Raw genomic sequence first — 26,897 nt, forward strand, 5'->3', positions numbered from 1 at the left:
TCATGATTTATTGCTCTCATCCTCGAAACTTTTACACGTCAGTGCTTTGTCCTGACTATTTTGCTTGTTACCCTCGCTTTCCCATGGATGGACGGTGCACGTTCTGTTTATCCCACGATCATTCCATTTAACAATCAGAGGTTCATTAGGATCGGACACAGGAAATATGACAATCCCGCTCTGACCAACGGTTGAGGTAACACCACCCTTTTCATCATAAAGACGGGATCCATAGGGTACATAACGGCCGCTACTCAATTTCAAACGTCCGATAACACTTTTTACTCTGTTGTTTTTTATCGGCACTTTAACTACTGCCCCGGCGGTAGGAATAACGGTTTTACTGTTTTCGTCCGAATCAAATCCTAAAGGAGTGCCTTTAAGATCCAAAGTCAGCATATTCTCCTCAAAAGGGGAGATATAAGAGACAAGCCCATAGCCAGCAGAATTTATTTTTGCTTTTTTATTACCTAATATATTTCCTCCTGTTGCCCCTGGTGCCTCAATTAAAGCCATTGTATCGCTTACATAAGGTGCAAACACAACGCCATTATCATGAATAAGAAATCCACCGCCCAACGAAGCAGAAGCTGAGTAATATTTCATACCCTGACCATAGCCAATTGATTTTTGCAGTGCCGTTCCGGTATGGCCTGTATTTATACCAAAATTTGACATCGACTTACTGGACTGGCTGAACCAGGTATTAAAGAAAGATGAGGACTCTTCTCCCTGGTGAGTTCCATTGACTCCCACTCGTAACTTCGATTCATCGCTGGAATAACTTAATGACGTTCTGATCGTCGGCCTTTTTTTATCAGGTGACCCAAAAGGCGCACTCAGATTTAGATAATATGCCGTATCGCTTTTTTTGTTTTCGAGTAAAGTTTTGTTTATATTTACGCTGTAGTTCACAACCCCTAAGTTATTTCTGTAACCAACGAGTAAACTGGATCTGGAGTTGTCTGACATTTCTGTTTTCTGACCATTCTGTAACCACCCCGATACGGTAAGCTCACCCCATCCCGGTGAGAAAAGTTGTGATACCGTTATCTCCAGTCGATGGCGAAATTTCTCTGGGTGCCATTTACTCTTTCCATGCTTACGCTGGTCAGATACTATCACTGCATCATTTAAGGAATAATAGTTGTCTCCGGCAAGATGATAACTAATAACATCAAAGTTCGTATCAGTTTGATCTATTCTTTTGGACAGCCCGAACTTGAATAAAGACTCGTTGGCGAAAGATTTTTTGCTCTTTTTTTCGCCAGCATTGTTAAACCAGGATTTGGTAACGTCCACACTCAGCGCACCTAATCGGGTATTAATTGCCATTCCACTATTTACTGCCGAATACTGATTTTCGAGTGCCGTTTGTAAACCGCCATACATGGTTACCGCATTGCTCGCGCCGTATTGTATCTGCGACTCAAGGAAATGAGGTCTTTCAGCAAGGCCATAGCTACGTACCTCCCCCGTCGCAAGTGAATAGCGGTAATAACCTTTCCTCAGTAATTGAGGCATGCTGCTATAAGGGACCCAAAACACGCGCTGGCTACCGTCGTTCTCTTTAATTGTTACCTCTAACTCACTTCCATAACCCATGGCAGCGATATCGTTAAATATAAACTCGCCGGGCGGAACATTTTTTTCATAAATAATAATGTTATTTTGCCTGACCGTGACTACTGCATTACCGTTGGCTATTCCACGCACCTGTGGCGCGTATCCTTTTACCGTCCGGGGATGCATTCGGTCATCGGATCTTAAAATTACCCCCCGTAATGAAGTACTATCAAAGACTTCCCCCGTCGTATTCAGATCGCCCAGTGATAGCTGTGAAAAAATAGATCCAATTGACCTTTGTGCATAAGCCTGCATATGGTTCAGACGATTGGTTTGCTCGCTGCCGCCACTGACACTATCATAGGTCGTAAAACGCCATGGTCCATTTCGATAGGTTGAAAGCAAATTACCATAATATAATGAACTTGCTTTTCTACTGTCGCGATAGTTTATATTAGATCCTGTTAATGAATAATTAACGCTTAATGCATTTATTCCCTCATCCCACCGGGAAGGATCAATATAACCTTCAGGAAGAGTGGACAGATATTTTTGCGGCACGGTGATGCTTAACCTTTCACTGTCGTAGTCATATATCGCCCTGGCGCCGGTAAGCGTAGTGGAAGGATCCACACAATGTTGCTCTGGCCAACCTTCAGGCAGCGCTAATTTATTAATGTTAACACTTTCGAAAAATGAAACAGGCACACATGGATTAATCTCACTTCCCGACCTAATGAAGTTAATATCATGAACGCCAAGATTCCTTTGATTTATCACCACCTCTACAGGTCTGACACCAGGTAATAGCAGGTCATCATTTTCAAAATATGAAATATCAATATCGCTATTAAATTCCTTAATAAACGCCGTGTTAAACTTTAGTTTCTTTCTGGTTTTCTTATTCTCTTCCGGTAAGGAATTTTGTGCCTGGCTGGATGTGGAAACGGGTACGCAAACAGTAACTAGAATTAATGTAGCCAGTGTTTTTATGTTTGCTTTAGAGTGGCGCCTCATGATTTGAATACTACAGTTATAAATGCTCCAAGATCGGAAATATAGTTATATTTTACCTTTTTATCTCCCTGCCATTTTACGTTTTTAAAAATGAATTTCTTTGAAGAGTAAGGTGCTACCATCTCTCCAGGTAGCTCTGCCTGGCTTTCATCACCGTTATAAAGAGAGATATTAGCAAAGGAAATATGATATGGGCTATTATTCATTGTAGTCAGCACCACTCGATCCCCTTTTTCTTCAACTGTCCACTTCATATTTTTAGCCCCCTCAATTAAGGTACTTTTAATTGTTGATGGGCGATAAAAAGCTTTGATACGCGTGCGAAAGGCAATGCTAAGTTTATTTAAATTAACATCTTCTTCAGCTGTAGCGGGGACGTCGAAAATATTTATCCAAAATGCACTTTCGCGGTCTGAAGGTAAGTTCGTGCTGGCGTCACTCATTTGAAAAAGTCGAAAGACTTTGTTTTTATCAGCATTTATACGTGCCACTGGAGGGGTAATAAACAAAGGCACATCGTCCCTGATATCCATGCCATCATAGTCAATTTTAGATAGCCAGATTTGTACCAACGAGGGAGCCCCCCCCGTATTCCTCACCACAAAAGTTTCCTCCTTAGCATCAGAGGACAAGATAACTCTGGTTGGCATAACCTGGATTACCGACCATGATGAAGGTATATAAATTATAGTTAATAGTAAAATCAACTTATAGAGAGTTCTCATAAGTTTCACCTGGTATAAATAGGAAACCAAAGGAATAATGATCGGGGATGAATACCCCCGAACTGGATTAATTATATGTAACTGAATAGATGACGTCAGTTTTTACAGTACCGGCCTTAGTTGCACCACCAACCGCGATATACTGTCCCCAGTATTTGAACTGAGCCTTATTTTCAGAAATTTTTATTGGCTGATGATTATTATTAGCCTGATTCAGGTTTAAATTTTTCTTATCAACATTCAAAATACGAACCTGAACGTTTTTTGCCGCACCGTCGAGGGTATGGTTTTTCAGATTTCCTGTTGTGGTATCAATATTGGTACTTTGCGCACGCTCAAAAATTACATTTGCGACTTTACCATTTGGACACTGGCTTCCAGACAGATTAATATAAAAGGGAGTGTCGCCCGCCAGCTCACCGACCTTTGCGAGTGCTGTTGTACTAACATTAGGCAACCGGACGGTAAAGTCTGGCCCCTGGTTTGGCGAAGCGTCATCCCCACCCGAAATCTCACAGGTCGCATCCGAAATGGTTCCTTCAAAGGTAATTGTTCCATCATTGGCAGAGGCGACGACCGTTGAAGCACTTCCTATTAAAACCGCTATGGCAATACGTTTGGCTACCAAATTCAAAGCATGTTTCATCCCAATACTCCTTATAAATTCCACTTTTTAAGTACAGATAAGATCATTTTTTATCTTATCTACTGACCAAAAAGAGAGCTTATTAGTTTTTATTCGGCGATGAAATGTTTATCCTTTTAAGTTAGAAAGATTACTATGCAAGGCCTGTTAATTAAGAACCAATGCCATTAGTAATGGTTGCAGGCAAAAAAACGCAGCGTATACGACGTACGTGAAGACGTTGAGCACTGCCTTACGTCATAATGACCAATGAAATTTCATAATGGGATGAGCTCCAGGGGCGGTGTAGTTCTTCAGAAGTATTAACCGTGAAAATACCCGCTAATTTTTTGGTTGAAATATTGACACTGCTGCTCTATTGGAGTGCTGTCAGTGAGCAGGGCCTGATAGATGTGCTCACTCTTTTCAGCCAGCTGCTGATACTCTGCGGCATCCACCGGCCAGCTGCGCTGCTTAGCCAGTTCAAGGATGCTGGACAACATCTTCTCCCCTGAAGGCAGGTCACTGCGATGACATTTTGCTTTCAGGTAATACCCTCCCCCCACAATGGCCGACAGCTGCTGGACCTGCTGCTCGATTTCAGGCCTTTCGGCGACTGATGTAATATTTAACTTTTTGGCGCTTTGCTGGCACCCCGTCACCGTCAGCAACATTAAAGATGCCGCACAGAAATTAAATAAGTATTTTTTGTGAGTCATTATTCTTTTCCTTAAGTTTAAAAAACGCTGTCCGTTATTAACTAGCCTGCTATCCCGTAGTTAAGACCCCCGTTACCTGTAGCCATCCAGCTACGGCCAGAGCAGGCCCGAACGGAATAGCGGAACTGAGGTTTTTTTTATACACTAAATGCGCGAGTGCAATGGCGAGTATTCCCAGCGTTGCCGCCAGTAATAGCAGCTGCGGCAGGCATTGCCAGCCGCTCCACGCAGCGAGAGCGGCTGTAAGTTTGAAATCCCCGTTACCCATACAATTTTTTTTCACCAGGGATGATGTCACCGCGTTAAATAACCACAGCAAACCATAACCGGCTATCACGCCTAAAACTGCATCCTCCAACGGTGCAAATTGACCGTTCAGATTAAACAGTAGCCCCATCCATAGCAGAGGCCAGGTTAAGGCATCCGGCAGCAGCCAGGTCTTGCCGTCGATAACAGCCAGTGCAAGCAGTAACCAGCTGAAAAGTAGTACTCCAACTAGCGCAAGGCCTGGAGGGAACAGCCAGGCGCAGAACAGCGTCACACCCACAGTGACTAACTCCACCAACGGATAGCTAATGCTAATGGGTTTATTGCAGCAGCGGCTTCTTCCCCGGATCAATAGCCAACTTAAGAGTGGAATATTATTCCTCCAGCCCAGTGGGGTGCGACATGAGGTACAGTGTGACGCCGGTATTAACAGGTTAAATACCCCCCTTTCCTGCCGCGTTTCAAGCTGAGTAGCGAAAGCGTAAGGGGCTATTCTTTCTTCGGCTCTCTGTTCCGCGATGGAAATCATTAGCGGCAGACGATAGATCAGCATGTTTAAAAAACTGCCGACACAGAGTCCCACTGTCGCCAGTCCTGCCCACCAGAGCACCGGCAGGTCCCGCGCAATTTCTGCGAATAAATCCATTTAACGTGTCCTTTCTTTCAACGGTGCGCTGACGTCCTGAAGCACCCATCATTGGCCATGTTTTAACACCAACTCAGTTACACTCACGACATCATCCTTATCGCTTTGCGCCACTGTATTTAGCTGGAGAACCTCAATCCCAGACTCTTCCTGTAATTCATTCATAAAGCTAATTAAATGGCTAAAATGAATAGCCGCTATTTGCAACTTTATCTCCTGCGGAGAGTGATCATCAATGATGGCCGTTATGCCGTTTCTCATCATAGTTTGGTTAACAGAGGTTAATAAAGGGTCTGGACTTTTATTTGCGGCGCGGCGTCCACTTAGCTTAAGCAAAAGGTTTTTTTGCTGAGCGATCCATTGCAAATCCTCTTCAGCCTTAATCATCCTTTTATTCGTGCTGTCAGCGTACTCTTTCAACGGGCTAACGACACCACAAGTGATAAACACCACAACCGCAACGCTTATCACCCCCAGACAGGCGCCTTTTTCGCTGCTGGAATATGCCTTCCAGCGCTCGATTATTTTCTCTTTCATTTCTGTCTGTCCATTTGCAGCCACACCGTCTGGGGATCATGATGTGCTTTCAGCTCCGGCTCTGCTGTGCGAACGACTAATGACAGGGCTTCCAGACCGTTACTTAGCTTTTCGGCATTTTCACGCGGTACCTCAATAAATAATGCGTCCTGATTGCCGTCATAACAGATCGAATGAATAACGATCCCAGCCTCAGCATCACTGGCGACGGCCAGGATATTCAGTAACTGCATCACGCCACTCTGCTGCTGCTGCTTTTGCTCGTTATTTTTAACTATCTGCATCAGTCGGAATTTAGGATTGCTCACTTTTCGCTTACTTTGCGTGATTTCCCGATATAATTCCTGAGATTGCATTTCCATCCGTTCTGCAGCCTGCTGATACTGATAGCCACGTAGAAAAAGCGACAGGCAGAGCATTCCCAAAACCAGGGTTGCCAGTAGTACCGTATATTTCCAACCCTTAAACAGAACGCCTTTTTTGACACCCACCGGCTGCTTAAGTAAATTCACCGTCGTGCTGCTACTGTGAGCCGCCAGGCACTCAAGCGTATTGCCCGCTATAACCGGATACCATCCTGCCGGAAGCGCCATCCCGGTATTGACGCCGTACACCTTTGCAACAGGGAGATCGCCAGACAGGGCGGAGAGCCACTGACGATGAAGCACCATGCCGCTCCCCGTATTCTGACGGATAACCCATCGCTCACCATCCTGAACACAGCTCCACTCCTCGTCACAGGGAACCGGGAGGCAAAGCGTATCCGGCACGATGCGATGCAGCGGTAATTCGGCTTCGGTAAACCAACTGATCCATGCCTGCAACACCGCTTTATCCACGCCGAGCATACTGAAGGGAGGCTCAACATTAACCCGCAGCCACTCCAGTGCGTCGACTTCGCCTGGGATCTTATCCTCCAGCCAGTAGGGCAGAGCTTTCTGCAGCTGGCGGCTCATTCTTACTTTTCCGGCACCGGGTATATCAACAGTGTGAAATACTGCGAACTCGCCGGGAAGGATCAATATGACATCACCTGCTGCAGCATATTCCTTCAGCCTGTTAATGCTGGCCATACCTGAAAGTTCACCTGTGGCCTGAATGTCTTTATTAATGGAATAAAACCATTCAACGCGCTGGTCGGAAAAGGGCGAAGGCCGGATAAAAAGCACCGCACGCTTACCTGCTTTTTTCTTAATATTATTCATTGACTCTTACTCAGTAATCTTCGCTCATGCCATAACGCCGTTGGATGACAGTTAATTTTTTATTTTCGTCTTTTAACAGAGAGCGAAGAACGTACTCATTTTCATCGTCCGTGACCCACTGAGAAAGCGAGAAATAGCGGCTTTTCAGCACCAGCGTTTTCCCTGTCGCTTTCTTAAACCCGAGCTCCTTCTCTGTTGCTGTCGCCATTAATAAAGCACTGTCTGTCCAGCCCTCCGGCGGTCTTTCACTTAATAACCGGCTGGCCTTGCTAACAGACAAGCTGCCCGTGAACAACGCCGCCAGCAATGCACCCCGAGCTGGGCTCAACGCGTTGATATTTATGTTTAAATTATTATCCGGCAGTACGCAGATCCAGGGATTCAGCTGCTCCCAGACTTTCTGGTCAACGCCGCTTAGCCTGCGCAGCTCGCGGCTATCAAGCATCGGCGCATAGGTAACGGGCCGTTCCACAGACCGTTCTCTGTCTGCATTTTCATCCTTATCGCCCGGCACATTATTTACCGAATCGTCTGCTTCCCGATTTGCCCACTCCACTGCTGACTGAGTGACGCTTTTTGCTGCTATAGGGTCCATCCCGGTGACATTGATCAGCAGGTGAGTGAAGACCGCCGCAGGATAATGCCCAGCTTTCTGCGCCATTCCCTGATCGTTAGCAGTCAATGACGTGTCCACCGCAGACGACCCATCCAGCGGTGAGATTTGAGATCCCGCTACAGAGGGCTCGTTTTCCGGTGCCTCATCTTTTTCTGCCGTGCTCGCCGGTAAATCGCTTTTGTCAGAAGAGGCCGCGCTGACCAGCGAGTTCAGATTGAAACAATCGCTTCTATCGCGAATTTCATAGCTGATATGCACATCGTCCAGCACCGCAATCCGCCCGACGGGCAGGATCTTCAGCTCTTTTTGCAGCTGGTTCCTGACAATCTTCTCGTTGCCCAGCAGCGTCCACTTCATTTGCGTCCGCCAGACTGCGTGCTGGCTTCTGGTCATGACGTGCTGCCAGTACTCATTACTCATCACGGTTATGGTGAGAATTAAGGCCATCATCAGCAATACCATCAGCAACGCGCTTCCTTTCTGGTCTGACATCCTCTTCCCTCACTCTTCTGCCAGCAGAAACACCCGGCTGAATTTCCCGGACTCAGTAAGCACCAGCGTTATTTCAACGGCCTTCGGTAACATGCTCAGCATATTGAGATCCTCAACCCACTGATTACCGCTGTAGTAGCGGAGTGTAAAAGCCTCTACACCCGTCAGTAATGAAGTCACCTTCGGCTTGCGACCCGATATATCCGCAGGCCATACGGCACTGACTTTTTGCAGCTCTCCCTGCCTCAGGCGATAGCTGACCACCTCGATTTGCGTACGCTGTAGCATCCCGCCGGGATTAAGCCAGTTACCCCGTAAAAACTGCACTGCAGACCCGGAAGCGGGCGTGGGCAGGTCGTTGTTCGGGGTAAAGCCCTTATCTTCGCTACCAGCAACGCTTAGCAGAGCATGTGAAAAATCATTTTCCATCACCGAGAAGGCAAACTGTTGTTGCATCAGCCGGGTAGATTTCTCACGTAACAGCTCCGAACTGTGCAGTACCCCCTGAAAAAGCTGTAGCGCCACCACGCTGATTGTCGCAGTCAACGCCAGAGCGACAATCATTTCCAGCAGTGTAAAACCGGCCTGTCGCTTAAGTCCGTTCATTCTTAACGCTCATCCACGTTCTTAGCGATGCCACAGGCTGTTGCTTCCTGTTTTGACGGATTTCAATCTCCACGGCCACGATCCCCGGAACGGTGGTGGAAACTCGCCGCCAGCGAAGATGCCACGTCGTGCCTCCCATCACCTGAGAATCCTGCTGCCATAGCTCAGAAGTGCTGGCAGGATGGAGCATGATTTCGTTCAGCTTCGAGTCTGCCAGCCATGCCCCAGTTTGTTTCTGTTGCAGGTTAGTGAGAGCCTTTACCTGTTGTCCGTTGGTTCTCAACACCGCAGTCGCTGAGATAGCCAGAATAAGCATCGCCACCAGCACTTCCATCAGTGCCATTCCGCTTTCTTTCACAGCTTTCACCCTCTGATAGCAAAAATTGTGCGCTGGAGGTGATAAACCCGCCTGCGGCTGCACCCTTTGCCTGCCTGTCCCTGTCGTCACTGGCCTGTCGCATCGACGTCGATAAAACGAAGTCTGTGACTTCCCCGCCAGGCAGGAAGAGTACCTGGGGTTTGTCATCGCCCCCCTTTTCCCCGACAGAGGAGTGAGACACGCGGTTAACCTCAATTTTCAGCACGACCTGTGGCGGTAAGCGGTACTGCAACGTTTTACTTCCGCGTTTCGCTATCCGCCAGTGGTAACCGTCAATTAAAGCACCCGACTGCCGGGGCTCAGCAGGCTCGGTATCCCGGCTTAACACCCTGATGTCCCATCCACCCGGGCGAATTTGCAGGCCGTAAACCCGACCTTCAAGCTGGGCCCGCTCAGCCGTAGTGCGCAGCGCCAGAAGGATTTTTTCATGCTCTCTGGCCATCTCACGGTGCGGAGAGGGAAACGCGCCGGTTACCAGCGATCCCATCAGCCCCAGCAAAAACAACACGCAAAGCATCTCCAGCAGCGTGAACCCCTGACTACGCGTAATCACGGCTATTTCTTGCGCTCATCGTCCCAGTTACCGATATATTGCTCGCGCGCGCCTTCGCCCTCTGGCCCAAAGGAGAAGACATCAATCGCGCTGTGGTCGCCAGGGTTGAGCAGCTGATAATCATTGCCCCAGGGGTCCCTGGGCAGACGGCGAATATACCCCTGTTCAGGATAATTTTTGGGGATGGGGGACAGCTCAGGCTTCTCTACCAGCGCTTCCAGGCCCTGTTCAGTGGTGGGGTAACGATGGTTATCCAGTCTGTACATATCCAGCGAATTTTCCAGCGTGGCGATATCGCTTCTGGCTTTTTGCCTGTCTGCTTTCTCTTTATTCCCCATCAGGCTGGGTATGGTCAGGCTGGCAAGCAGCCCCAGAATGACAATCACCACCATAATCTCAAGCAGGGTAAAACCACCCTGCCCGTCAGGCCGTCGAATGCGTCTCTCTCCATAAGTCATCGTGTATATCCTTATCCAATCATTTCATTGAGCTGCAATATGGGCTGTAAAATAGCCAGAATGATGAAAAGCACTATGCTCGCCATCGTCACCACCAGCGCAGGCTCAAACAGAGCCAGGGCCAGGGTAATCTGATGTGATAACTGTTCTTCCTGTATCTCTGCCGATCGCTCCAGCATCTCATCCAGGCTACCGCTTTGTTCCCCTGACGCCACCATATGCAGCATCATCGGTGAAAAAAGTCCGGTGGCTTTCAGAGACTGATGAAATTTCCCGCCCTCTCTGACTTTCGCTTCAGCGTCGTTCAGCTGTTGTCGGGCATACTCATTCATTACCACAGACGCGCTGATGCGCATCGCGTCAAGCAGCGGTACGGCACTGGCATTCAGAATGCTCAGGGTGCGGGCATAGCGCGCGGTGCTGATACTGCGGGTGAGTCGGCCAATCAGCGGCCAGCGAAGATGCTGTCGGTGCCGCTGAATCAGCCTCGCCGGGTGACGCAGCCACAGTAGATTCGCTATCGCTAACGCCACCATCCCGCCGAGCAGCATGACTCCATAGGCGCGCAAAAAATCGCTGCAGGCGATCAGCATTCTGGTTGTTAACGGCAGTGCCTGCTTCATGGTGATAAACTGTTCAATCACTTCAGGCACCACGGCCGTTAGCAGGATGGCCACAACAGTAAAGGCCACCAGCGTCAGCACTAATGGATAAATCATTGCCTGCATAATTTTGCCTTTCAGCTTCTGGCTCTGTTCCTCATTATTCGCCAGCCGCTGAAGCACTAACGGCAGATGCCCCGAGGCCTCACCTGCCGCCACCATCGCACAGTACATCCGGCTGAAGACCGTTGGAAAGGTCGCCAGCGCTACCGCCAGCGAGCGTCCCTCACGGATCATGCCTCTTAGCTGGGAAAAAATATTCACGACGGTTTTTCTTTCGCTTTGCTGAGCAACGGCCTGTACCGCTTCATCAACCGGCAGATGCGCCGCAATCAACGTCGCCAGTTGACGAGTCGCCAGCGCCAGCTCCCTGCCAGAGAGGGAGGAACGCCGCGGAAGCGCTACTTTCATCGATCTTTTGAGCGTAATAACCGCCAGTCCCTTCTCTCTTAACTGTTGTCTGGCGTCGCTGAGACTGGCTGCCAGCAGCTGCCCCCGGCATTTTTCTCCCTGGGGTGACAACGCCTGATAAGTAAACTTTTCCATATCAGACTTCCCTCGTCACGCGGGCGACCTCTTCCAGGGTTGTTAATCCGGCCAGCACCTTGCTTATACCGTCCTGCCGCAGCGTAGCCGTGCGTTGATGGACCAGCGCCTCAATCTCCTGCTCGCTTTTACCCTGGCTCAGCGCCGTCCTTACCTCCTGATCGAGAATAATCAGCTCATGAATGCCGGTACGCCCCTGATAGCCGGTCTGCTTACAATGCTCACATCCTACTGCACGAGAAAGCATCAATGTCGGTTGCAAACAGCCTGTAAGTTGCTGCTCCTCCAGGCTTGCCGTTGTCTGTGTGCTGCAGTGAGTGCACAGGGTACGCACCAGCCGCTGGGACATCACCCCGGCCAGCGTATTGGCGAGCAGAAAGGGTTCTATCCCCATATCCTGCAGTCGGGTAATGGCGCCGGCGGCGGTATTAGTGTGAAGTGTGGAAAGCACCAGATGTCCGGTCATGGAAGCCTGTACGGCGACCTGTGCCGTCTCTGCATCGCGTATTTCACCCACTAATACCACGTCGGGATCCTGACGCAGTAACGCCCTCAGTCCACGGGCAAAGGTCATCTCCACCCTGCTGTTCACCTGGGTTTGTCCAATCCCGTCCAGCTCATATTCAATCGGGTCTTCGACGGTCATGACGTTGCGTACACCGCTGTCGATCTCATTCAACGCCGCATAAAGCGTGGTGCTTTTACCCGAACCAGTGGGTCCGGTGACCAGAATCAATCCGTGTGGCTGATGTACCAACTGGGTCAGCCCTTCGCGGCAGGCGGCAGACATACCTGAATAAGAGAGCGTCAGCCTGGCATTATTTTTATCAAGCAGGCGCATCACCACCCGTTCGCCATACTGCGTGGGAAGCGTCGAAACGCGCACATCTACCGCACGCCCCGCAATACGTAAGGCAATGCGCCCATCCTGAGGAAGGCGCTTTTCGGCAATATCCAGCTTCGCCATGACTTTGATACGGGAAACCAGCAATGAAGCCAGCTGACGCTGAGGTTCCAGGACGTTATGTAAAATGCCGTCCACCCGGAAACGGATCAGCAGACGCTTTTCAAAGGGTTCTATATGCACATCTGACGCCGCTTCTTTAATCGCTTCGCCAAGCATGGCGTTAATCAGTCTGATAATAGGCGCGTCATCATTGCTATCCAGCAGATCGATGTGGCTGGGGATCTCCTCTGCCAGTGCATAAAAATCAATTTCACTGCCAATATTCGCCATCGCGCCAGCATTATTTTGATAAACCTCTGCAAGGGTATGTTCAAAGTGGGACTGACTGACCCTTTCCAACTCCCCGATGGCGGGAAAGAGTCGCTGAATCTCCATCAGCGCGGAAAGGGTCACATTCTCACGACAGACCACGCGCAGGCTTCCCGGCCCCTCTGATACCAACGCGCCGTGCTGCTTAACCCATGAGAAAGGCAGCGATGGAATCGGATCCCGTTGCCTGCCTGTCACTCTTTCACCCCTCCGTGCTGCTGAAAGGCTGCGATCAGCGCGGTAACCTGTTTGAACTGTTCACGCTGCACGTCAGAGTCTTTCAGCGCTATCAACTCGCTGGGCAATTTATGTATGCCATCTCGTACAGGCTGACGATCCTGATGATCGTTGAATTTACGCGAGCTAAGATGATGGTACTGTTCGCCATCACGAATAATTGTCGGACGAATAAACAGGATTAGATTTCGCTTGATGGTTTTCTTAGACGTTGAGCTAAATAGTTGCCCAATAAAAGGAATATCGCCCAGCAACGGGACTTTCTGCATCACATCAGACTGGGTGGTATCCAGTAGCCCACCCACGACAACGGTTTCCCCACTGCCCACCAGCACAGAATTATTGAGCGTGCGGGTGTTAAACGTCGCACCGAGCTCGGCGCTGCCGGTGGTTGAACTCTCCGCCACGCTGGAGACTTCCTGCTCGATTTTCAGAAATACAGAATCGCCCTGATTAATCTGCGGTTTAACCTTCAGTTTAATACCGACGTTCTTACGCTCAACGGTATTGAATATGTTATCGCTGTTAGTAGTTTGTGATCCAGTAAGCACCGGCACTTCCTGACCGACGCTGAAAACCGCTTCAATGTTATCCAGCGTAACAATGCTTGGCGTAGCCAAAATATCGTTATTGGTATTACTTTTAATTGCACTGAGCAAAGCCGACCAGTTATTATGACCAAAGCCCACGCCTAATCCCGTCACGTTTTTAACGGCACCCGTCAGTGACCCGCCCTCCAAAATTCCGATAGCTGATGCATTATTTGATGGGAAATTTGTACCGCCGCCATTTTTATTGAACCACTGTACGCCCAGATTCAACCCTTCGGCGTCCTGCAACTCCACAATCACCGCTTCCACCAACACCTGGGCGCGACGGATATCTAATTTTGCAATGACGCTTTCCAGTTCGGACATCATGCCTGGCTGAGTGGTAATAATCAGCGAATTGGTCTGCTCATCCGCTTTGATGCTGGTGCCTTTTAACAGTGCGGGGCTGGCTGTCGATGAGGCCGACTGGCCATTATTTTCCATATTGGCACTCATGCCGGTCAGGACTTCAACTAACCCGGCAGCCTGGGCATATTTAAGGTAGATGACTTTGGTTTTTCCCTGCGCGGTATATTCCAGATCGAGCTTTTGGAAAAGATCCTTCGCTAACCGACGTGAGTCAGGCTCTCCCATTATCAAAATACTGTTAGTGCGCTCATCGGCCACCATCTGCAGCGCCATCGCGCCCGGGCGGGCGGATTTTTTGCTGTCGTTCAGCATCTCTTCCGCGAGGCGGATAAGCTCGCCAGCTGAAGCATGCTGGAGGGGGTAGACGTCAATATGGCTATCGCCGCGACGATCGATTCGCTGAATGATGTCCAGCAACCGGTTAATTACGCTGCTTTTCCCGGTGAGCAACAGGCTATTGGAGCCCTCAAAACTACTGATAAGCATCCCGCTGGCCGCATTCGATTTTTCCAGTGCGGGAACCAGCTCATGCGCAGGCATATTCTTTATGGCCACCACGCGCGTGGCGAGCATGTCACCGCCCTGAGTCATCCCCTCGTCAACGGCGGCATTGCTGCCTGCAAATACCGCGGGCACGACCTTCAGGACATTATTGTCCATTTCAATTACGCTAAATCCATAAACGTCCAGTACGTTCAGGAAAAACTGATAATACTGTTCTTCATCAAGCTGTTGGTAACTCCTGACGGTTACTGTGCCGCTAACTGCCGGCTGAATGATAACGGTTTTATTTAATGCCTGACTCACCGTATTAATAAATTCCCGGATATCAGTTTCCTGGAAGTTTGCGCTGTATTTATCGGCCCTGGCGGGCGCGGTGAATATCAGGGCCAATACGATAAGCAATACCGTTTTTAACGCCCGGCAATCAGCGATTCTACGTCCCTGCATAATCACAACTCCTTGATACGCTACTAAACTATTTAATCCGTGAAGGGGATGATGAGTTCCTTTTACTTACTGTTTTGCTGCGGAAAAATAAGCTTAGCGACATAAAAACCCTTTAACTCAAATATCACCCTGTCGGGTAAAACCCGCACGACCGTCCCCCCTTCTTCCAGCTGGTCACCGGGCCGATAACTTTTTTGCTGGCCCGAAAATTCAATAATGGCCAGGTCCTGATGCCGATGATGACTACTGAACAATCCGGTTACTATACCGGGCAATTCACCGACGGGTGCCTGCATAAGCACTGCATCGGCAGGCAGCGGCTGAGTGACAGCAATTTTTCCCTCTCTAACGCTGTCTGTCGCACGAATTCTTATTAACCGTTCAAATGGGCTGGGGGTATCAGAAGCGCGTTCTTTTTCGAAAACGTCCGCCCCCCCACCCTCTTCAGCTGATAATATAATACTTTTAACATGCTTTTCCTTAAGCGTTAAATCGGCAAAGGTCGTTGCAAGCAGGTAACCGGCAAGGCTCAACAGAATGAGGTTGATCACAATTATTAGCGGCGAAACACGTAGAAAACCAAAACGCTGCAAGTGAAAGCTCTCCCTGGAATAACCGACCGGTAAGAGCTGAAAGGAGAGAGTCACTCCTCCTTTCAGCTTGATACACCCTGCCCTGACAAGCGGCAGGGGCCACTCACTATTTAACTACATTAGAATAAATCGTGGTGAAGCTGGATGAACTCGCGCCTGGGATATGACTCACGCGTCGAACCTCAATTTTATCACCTGATCTAACAGACGATGAACCGGTGAAAGTCACTCGATCTGCCTGTTTTTTTACTGATGAGTGATAGGCTTTACCGTTATAAGATTCCATCATGTATTTACCATTCAGATAAACCATATAACGATTAGGCTGATTATACTCTTTGGCACTAATGGTCACACTGACCTTGCCATTTCCAACAGTGACAGATTGTATCGCTTTGTCGGCAATATAGTTAATACCATTTTTTACCACAATTTTCTGGATGATAGTTGAACTGCCAGTCACATTTAGGGTGATGATATCGCCATCTTTCGTATCAAGGCCATGAGTCAACTGAATCACACCTCCCCCCAGGTCTGATTGGTAAGAGTAATATGCGCTACCCTTGTTAAAGGAGAAGATATATTTCCCATTTAATTTAACCTGGTAAGCGGTCGTTTTTAACATTTTGTCAGAGACAAACAGTTTAACTTCAGCCCCCTTATTGTAATCAATGTAGCGTAGCTGGGGACCGGCTGAAACGTCTGGTACAGCCAGTTCTACCGCGGGTGCTTCAGGCTGCTCTGGCTCATTCGGGGTGACAGGATCAACGGGCGTTACGGGCTGAGTTTCTTTCGCCAGCTTAACCATATCGTTCAGGTAAGAAACCTGATTAGCAAAAGATGTCTGTTCAGTAGAAGAACCCAGTGTCCATGCGAAGAAGCCGCCATAGCCATTTTCTGCCTGCCACGCAGCACGCTCCATGTTATTCGCTTTGCTTTCGACAAAGTTGCCTTCTGGTCCCCACTGACTGTTAATCGTCGCTCCAACCAAAATTTTACTTTTATCTCCAACCGCATTGGCGTAGTTCTGCATGGCAACTTTATAGTTAAAGTTTTTGCCAGCGTCATAGGTCATTACGTTGAAGAAATCAAAAAGGTCCTTGCTGTCTTTCAGCAGCTGAGTCACTTCACCATGGTGGGCTGAACGCGCGTTTTCGATATAAGAACAATTTGCAGTAATGGAAGGATTCTCGCAGTTTTCCGGATCCGCGCCAACGTGGTAAGTCGTCAGACTCAGCAGAGGTTCTTTACCGACCAGTGCGCGCAGACGCTTAACCAGATCCACCAGGTTGTCGTTTTCCTGCTGCGTCAGGCGGGCAGCCTTTTCGAAATCAAAATCAATGCCGTCGATATAAGTATATCCCGCGAGCTGATATTGACTGTAGTCACACTTTCCATCCCAGGTTGTCGCCAGGCATTGACCCACGGCTTCCTTAGCATTCAATCCTTTTTGGTAGACAGGGAAACGTGTATTAAGCAGATTTGCCAAATTTTTGGCGACCTTATCGCGCTGTGCCGGAGTACTGATTGCTGACCAAATCCCTTCATAGGTCTGACCGCCAAAGGCCACTACAACCTTTTTGTTTGGATTGGTCCGCTTAAGCTGTGTCCAACCCACATATCCCTGTGGCATCCAGTAACCATTATATTTAGGCACGGTTAGCATATCATCAGAAACAGTGATATTACCTTCGGTATCCCACTGCCCGAAAGAGAGCATAAAAATATCAATTTCAGATTTTTTCAGCTGAGCAGTGAGAGCATCAACGTCGGGTAAGCCCCAGGAGGTCAGATAGCTGACATAGCGATTTTCTGCCGCAGCCGCAGGCATCATTTGAGCCAGTAGTGTACAACCCAGTAATGTGGCAACAGCCGTCTTTTTAAACATTTATGTATTTCCTTATAAAAACGTAAAATAAACTACAGTTAACATCGCTGAATGTAAGACGATGGCTCTGAGAAATTTGCGACAGGCCAGCTATAACTTTCAGTTAACAAAATATTTGCTCTTCTTATTATATTTGGGTCGCAGCCACCCCTCATTCAGGATGCCCACTCAGATAAAGCAGGGCAATATAGCCACAAAAATAATAATTTTCTTGCATTTTTTGCTTAAGCGACCGGAACGATAGTGATTAATAAGAAAATTAAGGGGAGAAATCGAAAAAAAAATAACTGATAATGTATGCCACCGCGCTTAAATTCATCATTTTCAGAAAGATAAGCCAACCAAAAATAATCTATCGCCTTAAGTCAGGTGCATTATGGGACGTAAAGCCCCGCCAGCCAGATTATAGGAAGTTTTAGAACACATTTAAGCCAATATTTTATCATTAAAGTAATAGCCCCGGCCGTAGCTTATTGTAATAAAAACATTATGTGGCAGGAGAACCACTGTGAGTTATAAAGTACGCTCACGCTCTTTGATCCTGTTGCTATTTTTGTTATTAAATGCTTTCATTACCACCAGGAATAAGAGGACGGTACCGATAGAAATCATTCATTGATAATTAAAACATCTTATCATTTTCGGTGCTGCGTTACGCTAGTTAAGTCGTAATCTTCAATATATTAAGGACGATGCAATCATGGCTAATCAATGCGACACATGCTATTTAATTAATGAAAAGGTAATATTCCTACCACATAAAAACCTGTTTGTTTCACGTAACAATAACACTCAGCATGTGATTTTCAGTACGGCCTCTCGCTGTTTAGTTTTGTTAATTGTTAACCATGGTAACATTGTCAGCCACCAGCAATTCTATAAAAGTGGCTGGGAAGAGCATGGAAAACAGGTCACCCCTAATACTTTATATCAGACCATATCAGAGTTGCGCAGGCAGCTTGGCAAAGCCGGAATTGAAATCAATATTATTAATACAGTACCGAGACATGGTTGGGTTATACATCAGGAAAGTGTCGTTATTGAAGAATACATCCCCAGTGGATTTTCAGGCCAGCATGTGGATCTAAATTCAGAGGAAAAAGCGCCCCCCGCCAAACTGCCAGCCTGGATCTCACTGACCCAAAAGTTAAAAGCCTTTGCACGTTTGTTAGTATAAGCGCAGTAACAGGAAACGTCATACGAGCCGCAACGCTAAAACCTTTGTATACGCCACGTCATTTTCATTGCAGGTAAGCCGCGTCTAAATAGAACCCGCTGCTTACAGACCGACTGAGAATCTGTGAATTAAAATGGGATGCGTCAAAGGTCTGCCAGGATCGCGTACGGCGCGGCATAATGCAGGGAAATGTATTAGCTGGATCGAGCAACCTGTCATTAGGTTGAGGTTTTAACGGATGGGCAAGTCGTGGGTGCAGGTCACTAAGAAGGCGTTTCACCCTGAGCGGGTGCAAATGAGATTTGGAGCGGGAAACGAGACTCGAACTCGCGACCCCGACCTTGGCAAGGTCGTGCTCTACCAACTGAGCTATTCCCGCAGTAGTGCTGGTATCGTAATGCAATAATCTGGAGCGGGAAACGAGACTCGAACTCGCGACCCCGACCTTGGCAAGGTCGTGCTCTACCAACTGAGCTATTCCCGCAGTAATGCTGGTATCGTGATGCAAAAATCTGGAGCGGGAAACGAGACTCGAACTCGCGACCCCGACCTTGGCAAGGTCGTGCTCTACCAACTGAGCTATTCCCGCNCTGGAGCGGGAAACGAGACTCGAACTCGCGACCCCGACCTTGGCAAGGTCGTGCTCTACCAACTGAGCTATTCCCGCTCTGGGTACCAAAATCTGTCCTGGTACGGGGTGCGAATTATACGAGAATTCCTTTTGGCTGCAAGTCTCTCGTGGCAATTTTTTTCAGTTGCCGCCTGAGTGCCGATTAAAACAGCAGAATGCGGGTTTAATCGGCAGCAGTCCGCCGCGAAACCGCCGCCCAGGCCCCGTACAAATAAACGCCTGCGGGGAAGAGCTCGTTATAGCTGGATAAAATGCTCGCGATAGTAAGCCAGCTCCGCCACCGATTCGCGTATGTCATCCATCGCCTGGTGCGTGCCCTGCTTTTTGAAGCCAGGCAGGATTTCGGGCTTCCAGCGGCGGGCCAGCTCTTTCAGCGTACTAACGTCAAGATAACGATAATGGAAGTAAGCTTCCAGTTCAGGCATATATTTGAACAGGAAACGGCGATCCTGCCCTATGCTGTTGCCGCAAATGGGTGAACTGTTCGCTGGCACCCACTGCTGCAAAAAGGCAATGGTTTCCCGCTCCGCATCCCCATCGCTGTACTGGCTGGCTTTGACGCGCTGCACCAGTCCGCTGTTGGTATGCGTTTTCACGTTCCAGTCATCCATCAGCGCCAGCTGTGCGTCAGACTGATGAACCGCAAACACCGGCCCTTCGGCCAGGATGTTGAGGTCGGCGTCGGTCACCAGCGTGGCAATTTCAATAATACGATCCTGTTCGGGGTTTAATCCGGTCATTTCCAGGTCGATCCAAATCAGATTACTGGCATTTGCGGTCATAGGGTTTCTCACCGTAGCTTATATCGTTATACGTTAGGGTGTATCATAGACGTTTTGCCCCGTTAGGGCGAAGCCTGCCAACCCCTGTGAGGAAGAGTGACTAAAAACAAACTGTCCAAAGGCCAGCAACGTCGCGTCAGTGCCAACCATGACCGCCGCCTGAAGCAGCGTGCCGATAAGCCGGAACCCGATGACAGCCTGTTCGGGGAAGCGCGCGATGGCGTGGTCATCAGCCGTTTTGGTATGCACGTTGATGTAGAAGATGCAGACGGAAGCCAACACCGCTGCAATATTCGCCGCACCATCCGCTCTCTGGTCACCGGCGATCGCGTGGTATGGCGTCCAGGCCAGGAAGGCAGCGCAACCGTTAAGGGCATCGTTGAAGCGGTTCACGAACGGACCTCCGTCCTGACCCGTCCTGACTTCTACGACGGCGTTAAGCCTATTGCCGCTAATATCAATCAGATCGTCATTGTGTCCGCCATTTTGCCGGAACTGTCGCTCAATATTATCGATCGATACCTGATCGCCAGCGAAACGCTGGAGGTTGAACCGCTGCTGGTGCTGAATAAGACCGACCTGCTGGATGACGAAGGCCGCGCGTTTGTCGATGAGCAGATGGAGATTTATCGTCGCATCGGCTATCGCGTACTGATGGTGTCCAGCCATCACAAGCGCGGGCTGGAAGAGCTTGAAACGGCGTTAACCGGGCGCGTCAGCATCTTCGCTGGCCAGTCTGGCGTTGGGAAGTCGAGCCTGCTGAACGCCCTGCTGGGTCTGGAAGTGGGCGCGGGCGAAATCCTCACCAACGACGTTTCCGACGTTTCCGGCCTCGGCCAGCACACCACCACCGCTGCCAGGCTTTATCACTTCCCCAACGGCGGTGATGTGATCGACTCACCCGGCGTGCGCGAATTTGGTTTGTGGCACCTTGAGCCGGAACAAATCACCCAGGGGTTTGTCGAATTCCGTGAGTATTTAGGCCACTGTAAGTTCCGTGACTGCAAGCATGACAACGACCCCGGCTGCGCAATCCGTGAGGCCGTTGAAAAGGGTGAGATCGATACGGCGCGCTTCGACAGTTATCACCGCATTCTGGACAGCATGTCAGATATGCAGCTTAAAACGCGTCGTAACTTCTCCGATAGCAGCAACTGAACCTGCCCGCCTGGCGCAACTGGCCGGGCGGAATAGCCTAATTGCCAGGGCACTGTTACAATCCGCCCCCATTCTACTTTGCTATCTGATCAAGCCTGGAGGCTATCGTGTTGGATCGTATAAAACTCGGCCTGAATAATGTTTTACCTAAAAAAGGCCTGACCGAACTTGCTGGCTGGGGCGCAGGTAAGCGCGCTGGCTGGCTGACCAAAGCCGTTATCGACGTGTTTGTCTGGTTTTACAAGGTTGATATGAAAGAGGCGCAGAACCCGGATACCGGCAGCTACCGCTCCTTTAACGACTTTTTTGTCCGCCCGCTGCGCGATGATGCTCGCCCTGTTGAAACCGATCCTAACCTGCTGGTCCTGCCTGCCGACGGCGCAATCAGCCAGCTGGGCCACATTGAAGGCGATCGCATTTTTCAGGCCAAGGGCCACACCTATTCACTCGAGGCGCTGCTGGCCGGTAACAACACCATGGCCGATCTGTTTCGCGAGGGAGAATTTGTGACCACCTATCTGGCACCCCGTGATTATCATCGCGTGCATATGCCCTGCAACGGCATCCTGCGTGAGATGATCTATGTCCCCGGGGATCTCTACTCCGTCAATCCGCTGACCGCGCAGAATATCCCGAACCTGTTTGCGCGTAACGAGCGGGTTATCTGCCTGTTTGATACGGAGTTTGGCCCAATGGCGCAGATTCTGGTGGGTGCCACCATCGTCGGCAGCATCGAAACGGTCTGGGCCGGTACGGTGACCCCGCCCAGAGAGGGTGTGATTAAGCGCTGGAGCTGGCCGGGCGCAGACGAAGATGGCGCGGTGGTTCTGCTTAAAGGGCAGGAAATGGGCCGCTTCAAGCTTGGCTCGACGGTGATTAACCTGTTTGCTTCCAACAGAATCAAACTGGCGGAAAGCCTGACGCCGGAAACGAAGACGCGTCTGGGCCAGACGCTGGCCATCGCCCTGCAGAAAACCCCTGCAGAAGACGTTTTACACCATCCATAGTTGATGCCCATGCTACGCCTGATTCTGACGATTTTACTGACCTGGATGCTTTTCCAGCCCGCCTGCGCTGCCAGTGGCCCTGATGCCGCGCAAATCAGGCAGCAGCTTGATGAGGCCAGGTCGGACAAAAATACGCCGAATCAGGCGGAAACGATGGATGCGCTCCAGGCCACGCTTAACTGGCTGGACGAGCAGCAAAAATCTGTCTCTAACGCCACCAGCTATCAGCAGGTAATTGACGACTTCCCAAAGATGGCTCGCGACCTCCGTCAGTCCATCGCCTCGCTGATTGATAATCCTAAGACCGTTCGCAGTTCCATGACCGCTTCCGAACTGGATCAGGAGATCCTACAGGTCAGCAGTCAACTGCTGGAAGAGAGCCGTCAGGCTCAGCAGGAGCAGGATCGCGCCCGCGAAATCAGTGACTCGCTGGCGCAGCTCCCCCAACAGCAATCAGAGGCGCGTCGGGCTTTAAATGACATCGAAAGGCGGCTCCAGGGCCAGCCTTCCGCCGTGACGCAGCTGGCTCAGGCACAGCTTGCCGCTCGCCAGGCGGAGTCCACCGCACAGAAGGCGAGGGTTGATGAGCTGGAGCTGGCGCAGCTTTCCGCCAACAACCGTCAGGAGCTGGCGCGCATGCGCAGCGAGCTTCATCAGCGTAAAGCCGCTCAGCTTGACACTTATTTGCAGGATCTGCGCAATCAGCTTAACGCCCGCCGTCAGCGCGAAGCAGAGCAGGCGCTGGAGCGTACCGAGCAGCTGGCGGAAAACAGCGGTGAGCTGCCGCAGAATATCAGCAGGCAGTTTCGCATCAACCGCGAACTGTCAGCAGCGCTTAATCAACAGGCGCAGCGGCTGGATCTGGTCGCCTCGCAGCAGCGTACCGCAGCCAATCAAACCCTTCAGGTGCGCCAGGCGCTTAGTACCATTCGCGAACAGTCGCAGTGGCTGGGCATCTCGAACGTTCTGGGCGAAGCGCTTCGTGCCCAGGTTGCCCGACTGCCCGACATGCCGAAGCCGCAGCAGCTGGATAACGAAATGGGCGAGCTACGGGTGCAGCGGCTGCACTACGAGGATCTGCTTGAACATCAGGAGCAGCTGTTAAAGCAGAAGCAGGATGACGGCACGCCGTTAACCAGCGAACAGCATCGTATTCTTGAGGCACAGATTAAAACCCAGCGGGAGCTGATCGGCTCGCTGCTTTCCGGCTGCGATAACCTGATTCTGGAGGTGACCAAGCTTAAGGTCGCCAACGGACAGCTGGAGGACGCGCTGAACGAAGTGAAAGAGGCGACGCACCGCTACCTGTTCTGGACCGCAGACGTCAGCGCGATAAACCTCAACTTCCCCATCAATCTGGTCCGCGATATGAATAGCCTGCTCTCGCTGGATACGCTGGGGCAGCTTGGCGGTGCTATGGTAATGATGTTTACCAGCCGGGAAACCCTGTTGCCGATTATGGGTGCCCTGCTGCTGGTGGGCTTCAGCCTGAGCTCCCGCCGGCACTACCGGGATTTTCTTACTCGCGCCTCCGGCAAGGTCGGCAAGGTTACGCTGGATCATTTTAGCCTGACCCTGCGTACCGTCTTCTGGTCAATTCTGGTCGCCCTGCCGCTGCCGGTACTGTGGATGGCGCTGGGCTTCGGGCTGCAACACGCCTGGCCTTACCCGATTGCGGTAGCCACCGGGGATGGCGTAACGGCAACCGTGCCGCTGCTGTGGGCCTTTATGATTAGCGCCGCTTTCGCCCGCCCGGAAGGCCTGTTTATTGTGCATTTCCGCTGGCCGAAAGTGCGCGTTGCGCGCGCCATGCGCTTCTATACGCTAAGTATCTGGCTGGTCGTGCCGCTAATTATGCTGCTGATTGGCCTGGATAATCTGGACGACCGGCAGTTTTCTGCCACCCTGGGGCGCGTGTGCTTTATCCTGATTTGCGGCGCGCTCAGCCTGGTCACCGTCAGCCTGAAACGCGCCGGGATCCCCCTGCATCTGGACAAAGAGGGTAATGGCGAAAACTTCGTCAATAATGTTCTGTGGAATCTGATGATCTGTATTCCGCTGATCGCCGCACTGGCCTCCTGCATTGGCTATCTGGCTACTGCGCAGGCGCTGCTGGCTCGGCTGGAGACGTCGGTGGCCATCTGGTTCCTGTTACTGGTTATCTACCATATTGTTCGCCGCTGGATGCTAATCCAGCGCCGCCGTATCGCGTTCGATCGCGCCCGCAACCGCCGCGCCGATATCCTGGCTCAGCGCGCTAAAGGTGAAGAAGAGTTAAGCACACAGCAGGCTAATTCTGAGAATCTGGACGTGGAAGAGCCCGTTATCGATCTTGATGCCATCAGTGCGCAGTCGCTGCGGCTGGTCCGCTCGATTCTGACGCTGATTGCGCTGGTGTCGGTGATCGTGCTGTGGTCTGAAATCCACTCGGCGTTTGGCTTCCTGGAGAACATTCGCCTGTGGGACGCCAGCACCACCGTGCAGGGTGTGGAAAGCCTCCAGCCCATTACGCTCGGATCGGTGCTGATCGCCATTCTGGTGCTGATTATCACCACTCAGCTGGTGCGTAACATGCCCGCCCTGCTGGAGCTGGCGCTGCTACAGCATCTTAATCTCACGCCCGGCACCGGCTATGCCATCACCACGCTGACCAAATATCTGCTGATACTGATTGGCGGGCTGGTGGGCTTTTCAATGATTGGTATCGACTGGTCGAAGCTACAGTGGCTGGTTGCGGGTCTGACGGTTGGACTGGGTTTCGGTTTACAGCAGATTTTCGCCAACTTTGTCTCTGGCCTGATTATTCTGTTTGAGAAGCCGATTCGCATCGGCGATACGGTGACCATACGGGATTTAACCGGCAGTATCACGCGCATTAATACCCGCGCGACCACCATTACCGACTGGGACAGAAAAGAAATTATTGTTCCCAATCAGGCTTTTATTACTGAACAGTTCGTTAACTGGTCGCTTTCTGACTCGGTGACGCGCGTGGTGTTGACCATTCCAGCGGCGGCAGAAGCCAACAGTGAAGAAGTTACCGGCGTACTGTTAGCCGCCGCGCACCGCTGCCAGTACGTACTGGAGATGCCGCAGCCTGAAGCCTATCTGGTGGATTTACAGCAGGGGATCCAGCTGTTTGAACTGCGTATTCACGCGGCGGAGATGGGACACCGTATGCCGCTGCGGCACGAGCTGCACCAGCACATTCTACGCGGTTATCAGGAACACGGTCTTGAAATGCCGTTCCCACCTTTCCAGGTCAGAATGGAAACGCTGGGACGTAAAACCCCTCCGGGCAGCGGAACGGCCCCGACAACGCGTACCTATAAGTCAGGCGGCCTGTAGACTCGCTTGGGGATAAAGGGCGGTAATGACGCCGTTTATCCCGACAACATCAGCAGCGGTCGACGGAAAAGGCGATCACCTCGCTTAACGTCTCCACTTTCAGTGCCAGCATCACGATGCGATCCACGCCCAGGGCCACGCCTGAACAGTCTGGCAAGCCGTGCGCCAGCGCATCCAGCAGGTTGGTATCAATGGGGTGCTGAGGCAGCCCGCGCGCGGCCCGCTTGCGGTTATCCTGATCGAACCGCTGACGCTGTTCACGGCTGTCCGTCAGCTCATGGAAGCCATTAGCCAGCTCCATTCCCTTAAAGTAGACCTCGAAGCGTTCAGCAACGCGATGATCCTCGGTACTGATCTGCGCCAGCGCGGCCTGTGAGGCGGGGAAATGATACACAAAAGCCGGCTTATCCTTACCGATGTGGGGTTCCACCCCCAGCATAAACAGCAGCTGAAGCAGCGTATCCCGATCCTCTTCCCGGTTCGCCAGCTCGCCCTCCCCCAGCTTTTCTGCTGCCGCACGCAGCTGTGCCTTATCGGCTGAGAGCGGATCGATCTCCAGATGACGAATAAATGCCTGCTGGTATGAGAGCGTTTCCGCCGGCGCGCACTCCAGCACCTGCTGCAAAAGATCGTCCACTTCGTTCATCAGACGATACATGTCGTAGTGGGGTCGATACCACTCCAGCATGGTGAATTCAGGGTTGTGGTGACGGCCCGATTCTTCATTACGAAAGCTGCGGCAGAGCTGGAAAATGGGGCCACTCCCCGCCGCCAGCAGCCTTTTCATATGGTATTCCGGGCTGGTCATTAAATAGAGATCCTGCCCTCCGGCAGCGCCCGGGCCAATAAAGCGCGTCTGGAAAGGGAACAGATGGACATCGGTCACCGTAGCCTGGCTCATGGCCGGGGTTTCAACTTCCAGTACGCCACGATCGGCAAAAAAACGCCGAATTTCTGCCATTATCGCCGCTCTTTTCAATAAATTGGCAATGGGTGCACTTGGTAGCCAGCTGGCCGTATCGCTCATCTTTTCGACTCCTCAGTCTGACAGGGTGAAGCAGTCTACCCGAGCGGGCGAAGACAAACAAATTTGCGCCGCCGCATTCGGTCATCAGCGGGATAGTCCGGGCCGCTGGCAAAAAAATTTGCATAAAAACGTCAGCCGCGTCGCATTTTTGCGCTTAATTTTTCGCCTGAATACCGGAACATATCAAGTTTAGCGTGGCTGGTGCGTTTTATAATACCCATGGACAAATGAGGGGCATCTCTCA

23 protein-coding genes and 4 tRNA genes are annotated in these 26,897 nt (G+C 50.7%); 4 read left to right on the forward strand and 23 right to left on the reverse strand.

Annotated elements, in window-relative coordinates; all coding sequences use genetic code 11:
* The 17 genes from A1830_RS07940 to A1830_RS08015 form a co-directional block, all read right to left on the reverse strand.
* Positions 1 to 2,583: a fimbria/pilus outer membrane usher protein gene (locus tag A1830_RS07940; protein ID WP_073980972.1), complete on the reverse strand. Its 2,583-nt coding sequence runs from the start codon at positions 2,581 to 2,583 to the stop codon at positions 1 to 3.
* Positions 2,580 to 3,308 carry a fimbrial biogenesis chaperone gene (locus tag A1830_RS07945; protein WP_067704202.1) on the reverse strand — a complete coding sequence of 243 codons (729 nt, stop codon included), beginning with the start codon at positions 3,306 to 3,308 and terminating at the stop codon, positions 2,580 to 2,582. The genes A1830_RS07940 and A1830_RS07945 overlap by 4 nt, the downstream gene beginning before the upstream one ends.
* Before the next feature lie 67 nt (positions 3,309 to 3,375).
* A complete protein-coding gene (locus A1830_RS07950; protein WP_067704205.1) occupies positions 3,376 to 3,954 on the reverse strand; it encodes a fimbrial protein in 579 nt (192 codons plus the stop codon).
* Between the two features lie 302 nt (positions 3,955 to 4,256).
* A complete protein-coding gene (gspS, locus tag A1830_RS07955) occupies positions 4,257 to 4,652 on the reverse strand; it encodes a type II secretion system pilot lipoprotein GspS (RefSeq protein WP_067704208.1) in 396 nt (131 codons plus the stop codon).
* Between the two features lie 49 nt (positions 4,653 to 4,701).
* The gene (locus A1830_RS23675) at positions 4,702 to 5,565 is read right to left on the reverse strand and encodes a prepilin peptidase (protein WP_067704211.1); all 864 of its coding nucleotides are present in this window, start codon (positions 5,563 to 5,565) and stop codon (positions 4,702 to 4,704) included.
* Between the two features lie 48 nt (positions 5,566 to 5,613).
* Positions 5,614 to 6,102 (reverse strand): type II secretion system protein GspM, encoded by a 489-nt coding sequence (gene gspM, locus A1830_RS07965; RefSeq protein ID WP_067704214.1) that lies wholly within the window; start codon positions 6,100 to 6,102, stop codon positions 5,614 to 5,616.
* Positions 6,099 to 7,307 (reverse strand): type II secretion system protein GspL, encoded by a 1,209-nt coding sequence (gspL, locus tag A1830_RS07970; protein WP_067704217.1) that lies wholly within the window; start codon positions 7,305 to 7,307, stop codon positions 6,099 to 6,101. The genes gspM and gspL overlap by 4 nt, the downstream gene beginning before the upstream one ends.
* A 10-nt stretch (positions 7,308 to 7,317) precedes the next feature.
* Positions 7,318 to 8,415, reverse strand: coding sequence for a type II secretion system minor pseudopilin GspK (gspK, locus tag A1830_RS07975; protein ID WP_067704220.1), 1,098 nt, complete (start codon positions 8,413 to 8,415; stop codon positions 7,318 to 7,320).
* A gap of 9 nt (positions 8,416 to 8,424) precedes the next feature.
* Entirely contained in the window at positions 8,425 to 9,021 is a 597-nt protein-coding gene (gspJ, locus tag A1830_RS07980) for a type II secretion system minor pseudopilin GspJ (protein ID WP_067704222.1), read from the reverse strand.
* Positions 9,008 to 9,364, reverse strand: a complete 357-nt coding sequence (gene gspI / locus A1830_RS23915) for a type II secretion system minor pseudopilin GspI (protein ID WP_197473300.1) — start codon at positions 9,362 to 9,364, stop codon at positions 9,008 to 9,010. Before gspI ends, gspJ begins: the two co-directional genes overlap by 14 nt.
* Entirely contained in the window at positions 9,267 to 9,953 is a 687-nt protein-coding gene (gene gspH / locus A1830_RS07985; protein WP_067704225.1) for a type II secretion system minor pseudopilin GspH, read from the reverse strand. The genes gspI and gspH overlap by 98 nt, the downstream gene beginning before the upstream one ends.
* Positions 9,954 to 9,955: 2 nt before the next feature.
* Positions 9,956 to 10,411, reverse strand: a complete 456-nt coding sequence (gspG, locus tag A1830_RS07990) for a type II secretion system major pseudopilin GspG (RefSeq protein WP_067704227.1) — start codon at positions 10,409 to 10,411, stop codon at positions 9,956 to 9,958.
* An 11-nt stretch (positions 10,412 to 10,422) separates the two neighbouring features.
* Positions 10,423 to 11,619, reverse strand: coding sequence for a type II secretion system inner membrane protein GspF (gene gspF / locus A1830_RS07995; RefSeq protein ID WP_067704231.1), 1,197 nt, complete (start codon positions 11,617 to 11,619; stop codon positions 10,423 to 10,425).
* A gap of 1 nt (position 11,620) precedes the next feature.
* Positions 11,621 to 13,093 (reverse strand): type II secretion system ATPase GspE, encoded by a 1,473-nt coding sequence (gspE, locus tag A1830_RS08000; protein WP_067704234.1) that lies wholly within the window; start codon positions 13,091 to 13,093, stop codon positions 11,621 to 11,623.
* Entirely contained in the window at positions 13,090 to 15,042 is a 1,953-nt protein-coding gene (gspD, locus tag A1830_RS08005; protein ID WP_067704237.1) for a type II secretion system secretin GspD, read from the reverse strand. Before gspD ends, gspE begins: the two co-directional genes overlap by 4 nt.
* Before the next feature lie 62 nt (positions 15,043 to 15,104).
* On the reverse strand, positions 15,105 to 15,635 hold the full coding sequence (locus tag A1830_RS08010; RefSeq protein WP_156484963.1) for a type II secretion system protein N: 531 nt from the start codon (positions 15,633 to 15,635) through the stop codon (positions 15,105 to 15,107).
* 106 nt (positions 15,636 to 15,741) lie between these two features.
* Complete coding sequence (locus tag A1830_RS08015; RefSeq protein WP_067704242.1) at positions 15,742 to 17,523, reverse strand: glycoside hydrolase family 18 protein; 1,782 nt, start codon at positions 17,521 to 17,523, stop codon at positions 15,742 to 15,744.
* A 700-nt stretch (positions 17,524 to 18,223) separates the two neighbouring features.
* Here A1830_RS08015 and A1830_RS08020 point away from each other — a divergent pair.
* On the forward strand, positions 18,224 to 18,700 hold the full coding sequence (locus tag A1830_RS08020; protein ID WP_067704245.1) for a winged helix-turn-helix domain-containing protein: 477 nt from the start codon (positions 18,224 to 18,226) through the stop codon (positions 18,698 to 18,700).
* Between the two features lie 303 nt (positions 18,701 to 19,003).
* Here A1830_RS08020 and A1830_RS08025 read toward each other — a convergent pair.
* From A1830_RS08025 to orn, 5 genes are all read right to left on the reverse strand, one after another.
* Positions 19,004 to 19,079: transfer RNA gene (locus A1830_RS08025), tRNA-Gly, on the reverse strand.
* Between the two features lie 29 nt (positions 19,080 to 19,108).
* Positions 19,109 to 19,184, reverse strand: a tRNA-Gly gene (locus A1830_RS08030).
* A gap of 29 nt (positions 19,185 to 19,213) precedes the next feature.
* Positions 19,214 to 19,289 (reverse strand) — tRNA-Gly (locus A1830_RS08035).
* Between the two features lie 2 nt (positions 19,290 to 19,291).
* A tRNA-Gly gene (locus A1830_RS08040) sits at positions 19,292 to 19,367 on the reverse strand.
* Between the two features lie 200 nt (positions 19,368 to 19,567).
* Positions 19,568 to 20,113 (reverse strand): oligoribonuclease, encoded by a 546-nt coding sequence (orn, locus tag A1830_RS08045; RefSeq protein ID WP_067704248.1) that lies wholly within the window; start codon positions 20,111 to 20,113, stop codon positions 19,568 to 19,570.
* Positions 20,114 to 20,209: 96 nt separating this feature from the next.
* On the opposite strand from orn, the gene rsgA reads away from it, so the two are divergent.
* From rsgA to mscM, 3 genes are all read left to right on the forward strand, one after another.
* Complete coding sequence (gene rsgA, locus A1830_RS08050) at positions 20,210 to 21,271, forward strand: small ribosomal subunit biogenesis GTPase RsgA (protein ID WP_067704251.1); 1,062 nt, start codon at positions 20,210 to 20,212, stop codon at positions 21,269 to 21,271.
* A gap of 107 nt (positions 21,272 to 21,378) precedes the next feature.
* Positions 21,379 to 22,278, forward strand: coding sequence for an archaetidylserine decarboxylase (gene asd, locus A1830_RS08055; protein WP_067704254.1), 900 nt, complete (start codon positions 21,379 to 21,381; stop codon positions 22,276 to 22,278).
* Positions 22,279 to 22,287: 9 nt separating this feature from the next.
* A complete protein-coding gene (gene mscM / locus A1830_RS08060) occupies positions 22,288 to 25,626 on the forward strand; it encodes a miniconductance mechanosensitive channel MscM (protein ID WP_067704257.1) in 3,339 nt (1,112 codons plus the stop codon).
* Positions 25,627 to 25,675: 49 nt separating this feature from the next.
* On the opposite strand, the gene epmA is transcribed toward mscM, so the two are convergent.
* On the reverse strand, positions 25,676 to 26,653 hold the full coding sequence (gene epmA / locus A1830_RS08065) for an elongation factor P--(R)-beta-lysine ligase (RefSeq protein WP_067704260.1): 978 nt from the start codon (positions 26,651 to 26,653) through the stop codon (positions 25,676 to 25,678).
* Between the last annotated feature and the right edge of the window lie 244 nt (positions 26,654 to 26,897).

The organism is Erwinia sp. ErVv1, assembly GCF_900068895.1.
Classification (GTDB): domain Bacteria; phylum Pseudomonadota; class Gammaproteobacteria; order Enterobacterales; family Enterobacteriaceae; genus Erwinia.

What these genes read in the sequence shown, in the direction of transcription:
- A1830_RS07940 (WP_073980972.1), bottom strand. Translation starts at nt 2,583, where the DNA reads ATGAGGCGCCACTCTAAAGCAAACATAAAAACACTGGCTACATTAATT.
- A1830_RS07945 (WP_067704202.1), bottom strand. Translation starts at nt 3,308, where the DNA reads ATGAGAACTCTCTATAAGTTGATTTTACTATTAACTATAATTTATATA.
- A1830_RS07950 (WP_067704205.1), bottom strand. Translation starts at nt 3,954, where the DNA reads ATGAAACATGCTTTGAATTTGGTAGCCAAACGTATTGCCATAGCGGTT.
- gspS (WP_067704208.1), bottom strand. Translation starts at nt 4,652, where the DNA reads ATGACTCACAAAAAATACTTATTTAATTTCTGTGCGGCATCTTTAATG.
- A1830_RS23675 (WP_067704211.1), bottom strand. Translation starts at nt 5,565, where the DNA reads ATGGATTTATTCGCAGAAATTGCGCGGGACCTGCCGGTGCTCTGGTGG.
- gspM (WP_067704214.1), bottom strand. Translation starts at nt 6,102, where the DNA reads ATGAAAGAGAAAATAATCGAGCGCTGGAAGGCATATTCCAGCAGCGAA.
- gspL (WP_067704217.1), bottom strand. Translation starts at nt 7,307, where the DNA reads ATGAATAATATTAAGAAAAAAGCAGGTAAGCGTGCGGTGCTTTTTATC.
- gspK (WP_067704220.1), bottom strand. Translation starts at nt 8,415, where the DNA reads ATGTCAGACCAGAAAGGAAGCGCGTTGCTGATGGTATTGCTGATGATG.
- gspJ (WP_067704222.1), bottom strand. Translation starts at nt 9,021, where the DNA reads ATGAACGGACTTAAGCGACAGGCCGGTTTTACACTGCTGGAAATGATT.
- gspI (WP_197473300.1), bottom strand. Translation starts at nt 9,364, where the DNA reads ATGGCACTGATGGAAGTGCTGGTGGCGATGCTTATTCTGGCTATCTCA.
- gspG (WP_067704227.1), bottom strand. Translation starts at nt 10,411, where the DNA reads ATGACTTATGGAGAGAGACGCATTCGACGGCCTGACGGGCAGGGTGGT.
- gspF (WP_067704231.1), bottom strand. Translation starts at nt 11,619, where the DNA reads ATGGAAAAGTTTACTTATCAGGCGTTGTCACCCCAGGGAGAAAAATGC.
- gspD (WP_067704237.1), bottom strand. Translation starts at nt 15,042, where the DNA reads ATGCAGGGACGTAGAATCGCTGATTGCCGGGCGTTAAAAACGGTATTG.
- A1830_RS08015 (WP_067704242.1), bottom strand. Translation starts at nt 17,523, where the DNA reads ATGTTTAAAAAGACGGCTGTTGCCACATTACTGGGTTGTACACTACTG.
- A1830_RS08020 (WP_067704245.1), top strand. Translation starts at nt 18,224, where the DNA reads ATGGCTAATCAATGCGACACATGCTATTTAATTAATGAAAAGGTAATA.
- orn (WP_067704248.1), bottom strand. Translation starts at nt 20,113, where the DNA reads ATGACCGCAAATGCCAGTAATCTGATTTGGATCGACCTGGAAATGACC.
- mscM (WP_067704257.1), top strand. Translation starts at nt 22,288, where the DNA reads ATGCTACGCCTGATTCTGACGATTTTACTGACCTGGATGCTTTTCCAG.
- epmA (WP_067704260.1), bottom strand. Translation starts at nt 26,653, where the DNA reads ATGAGCGATACGGCCAGCTGGCTACCAAGTGCACCCATTGCCAATTTA.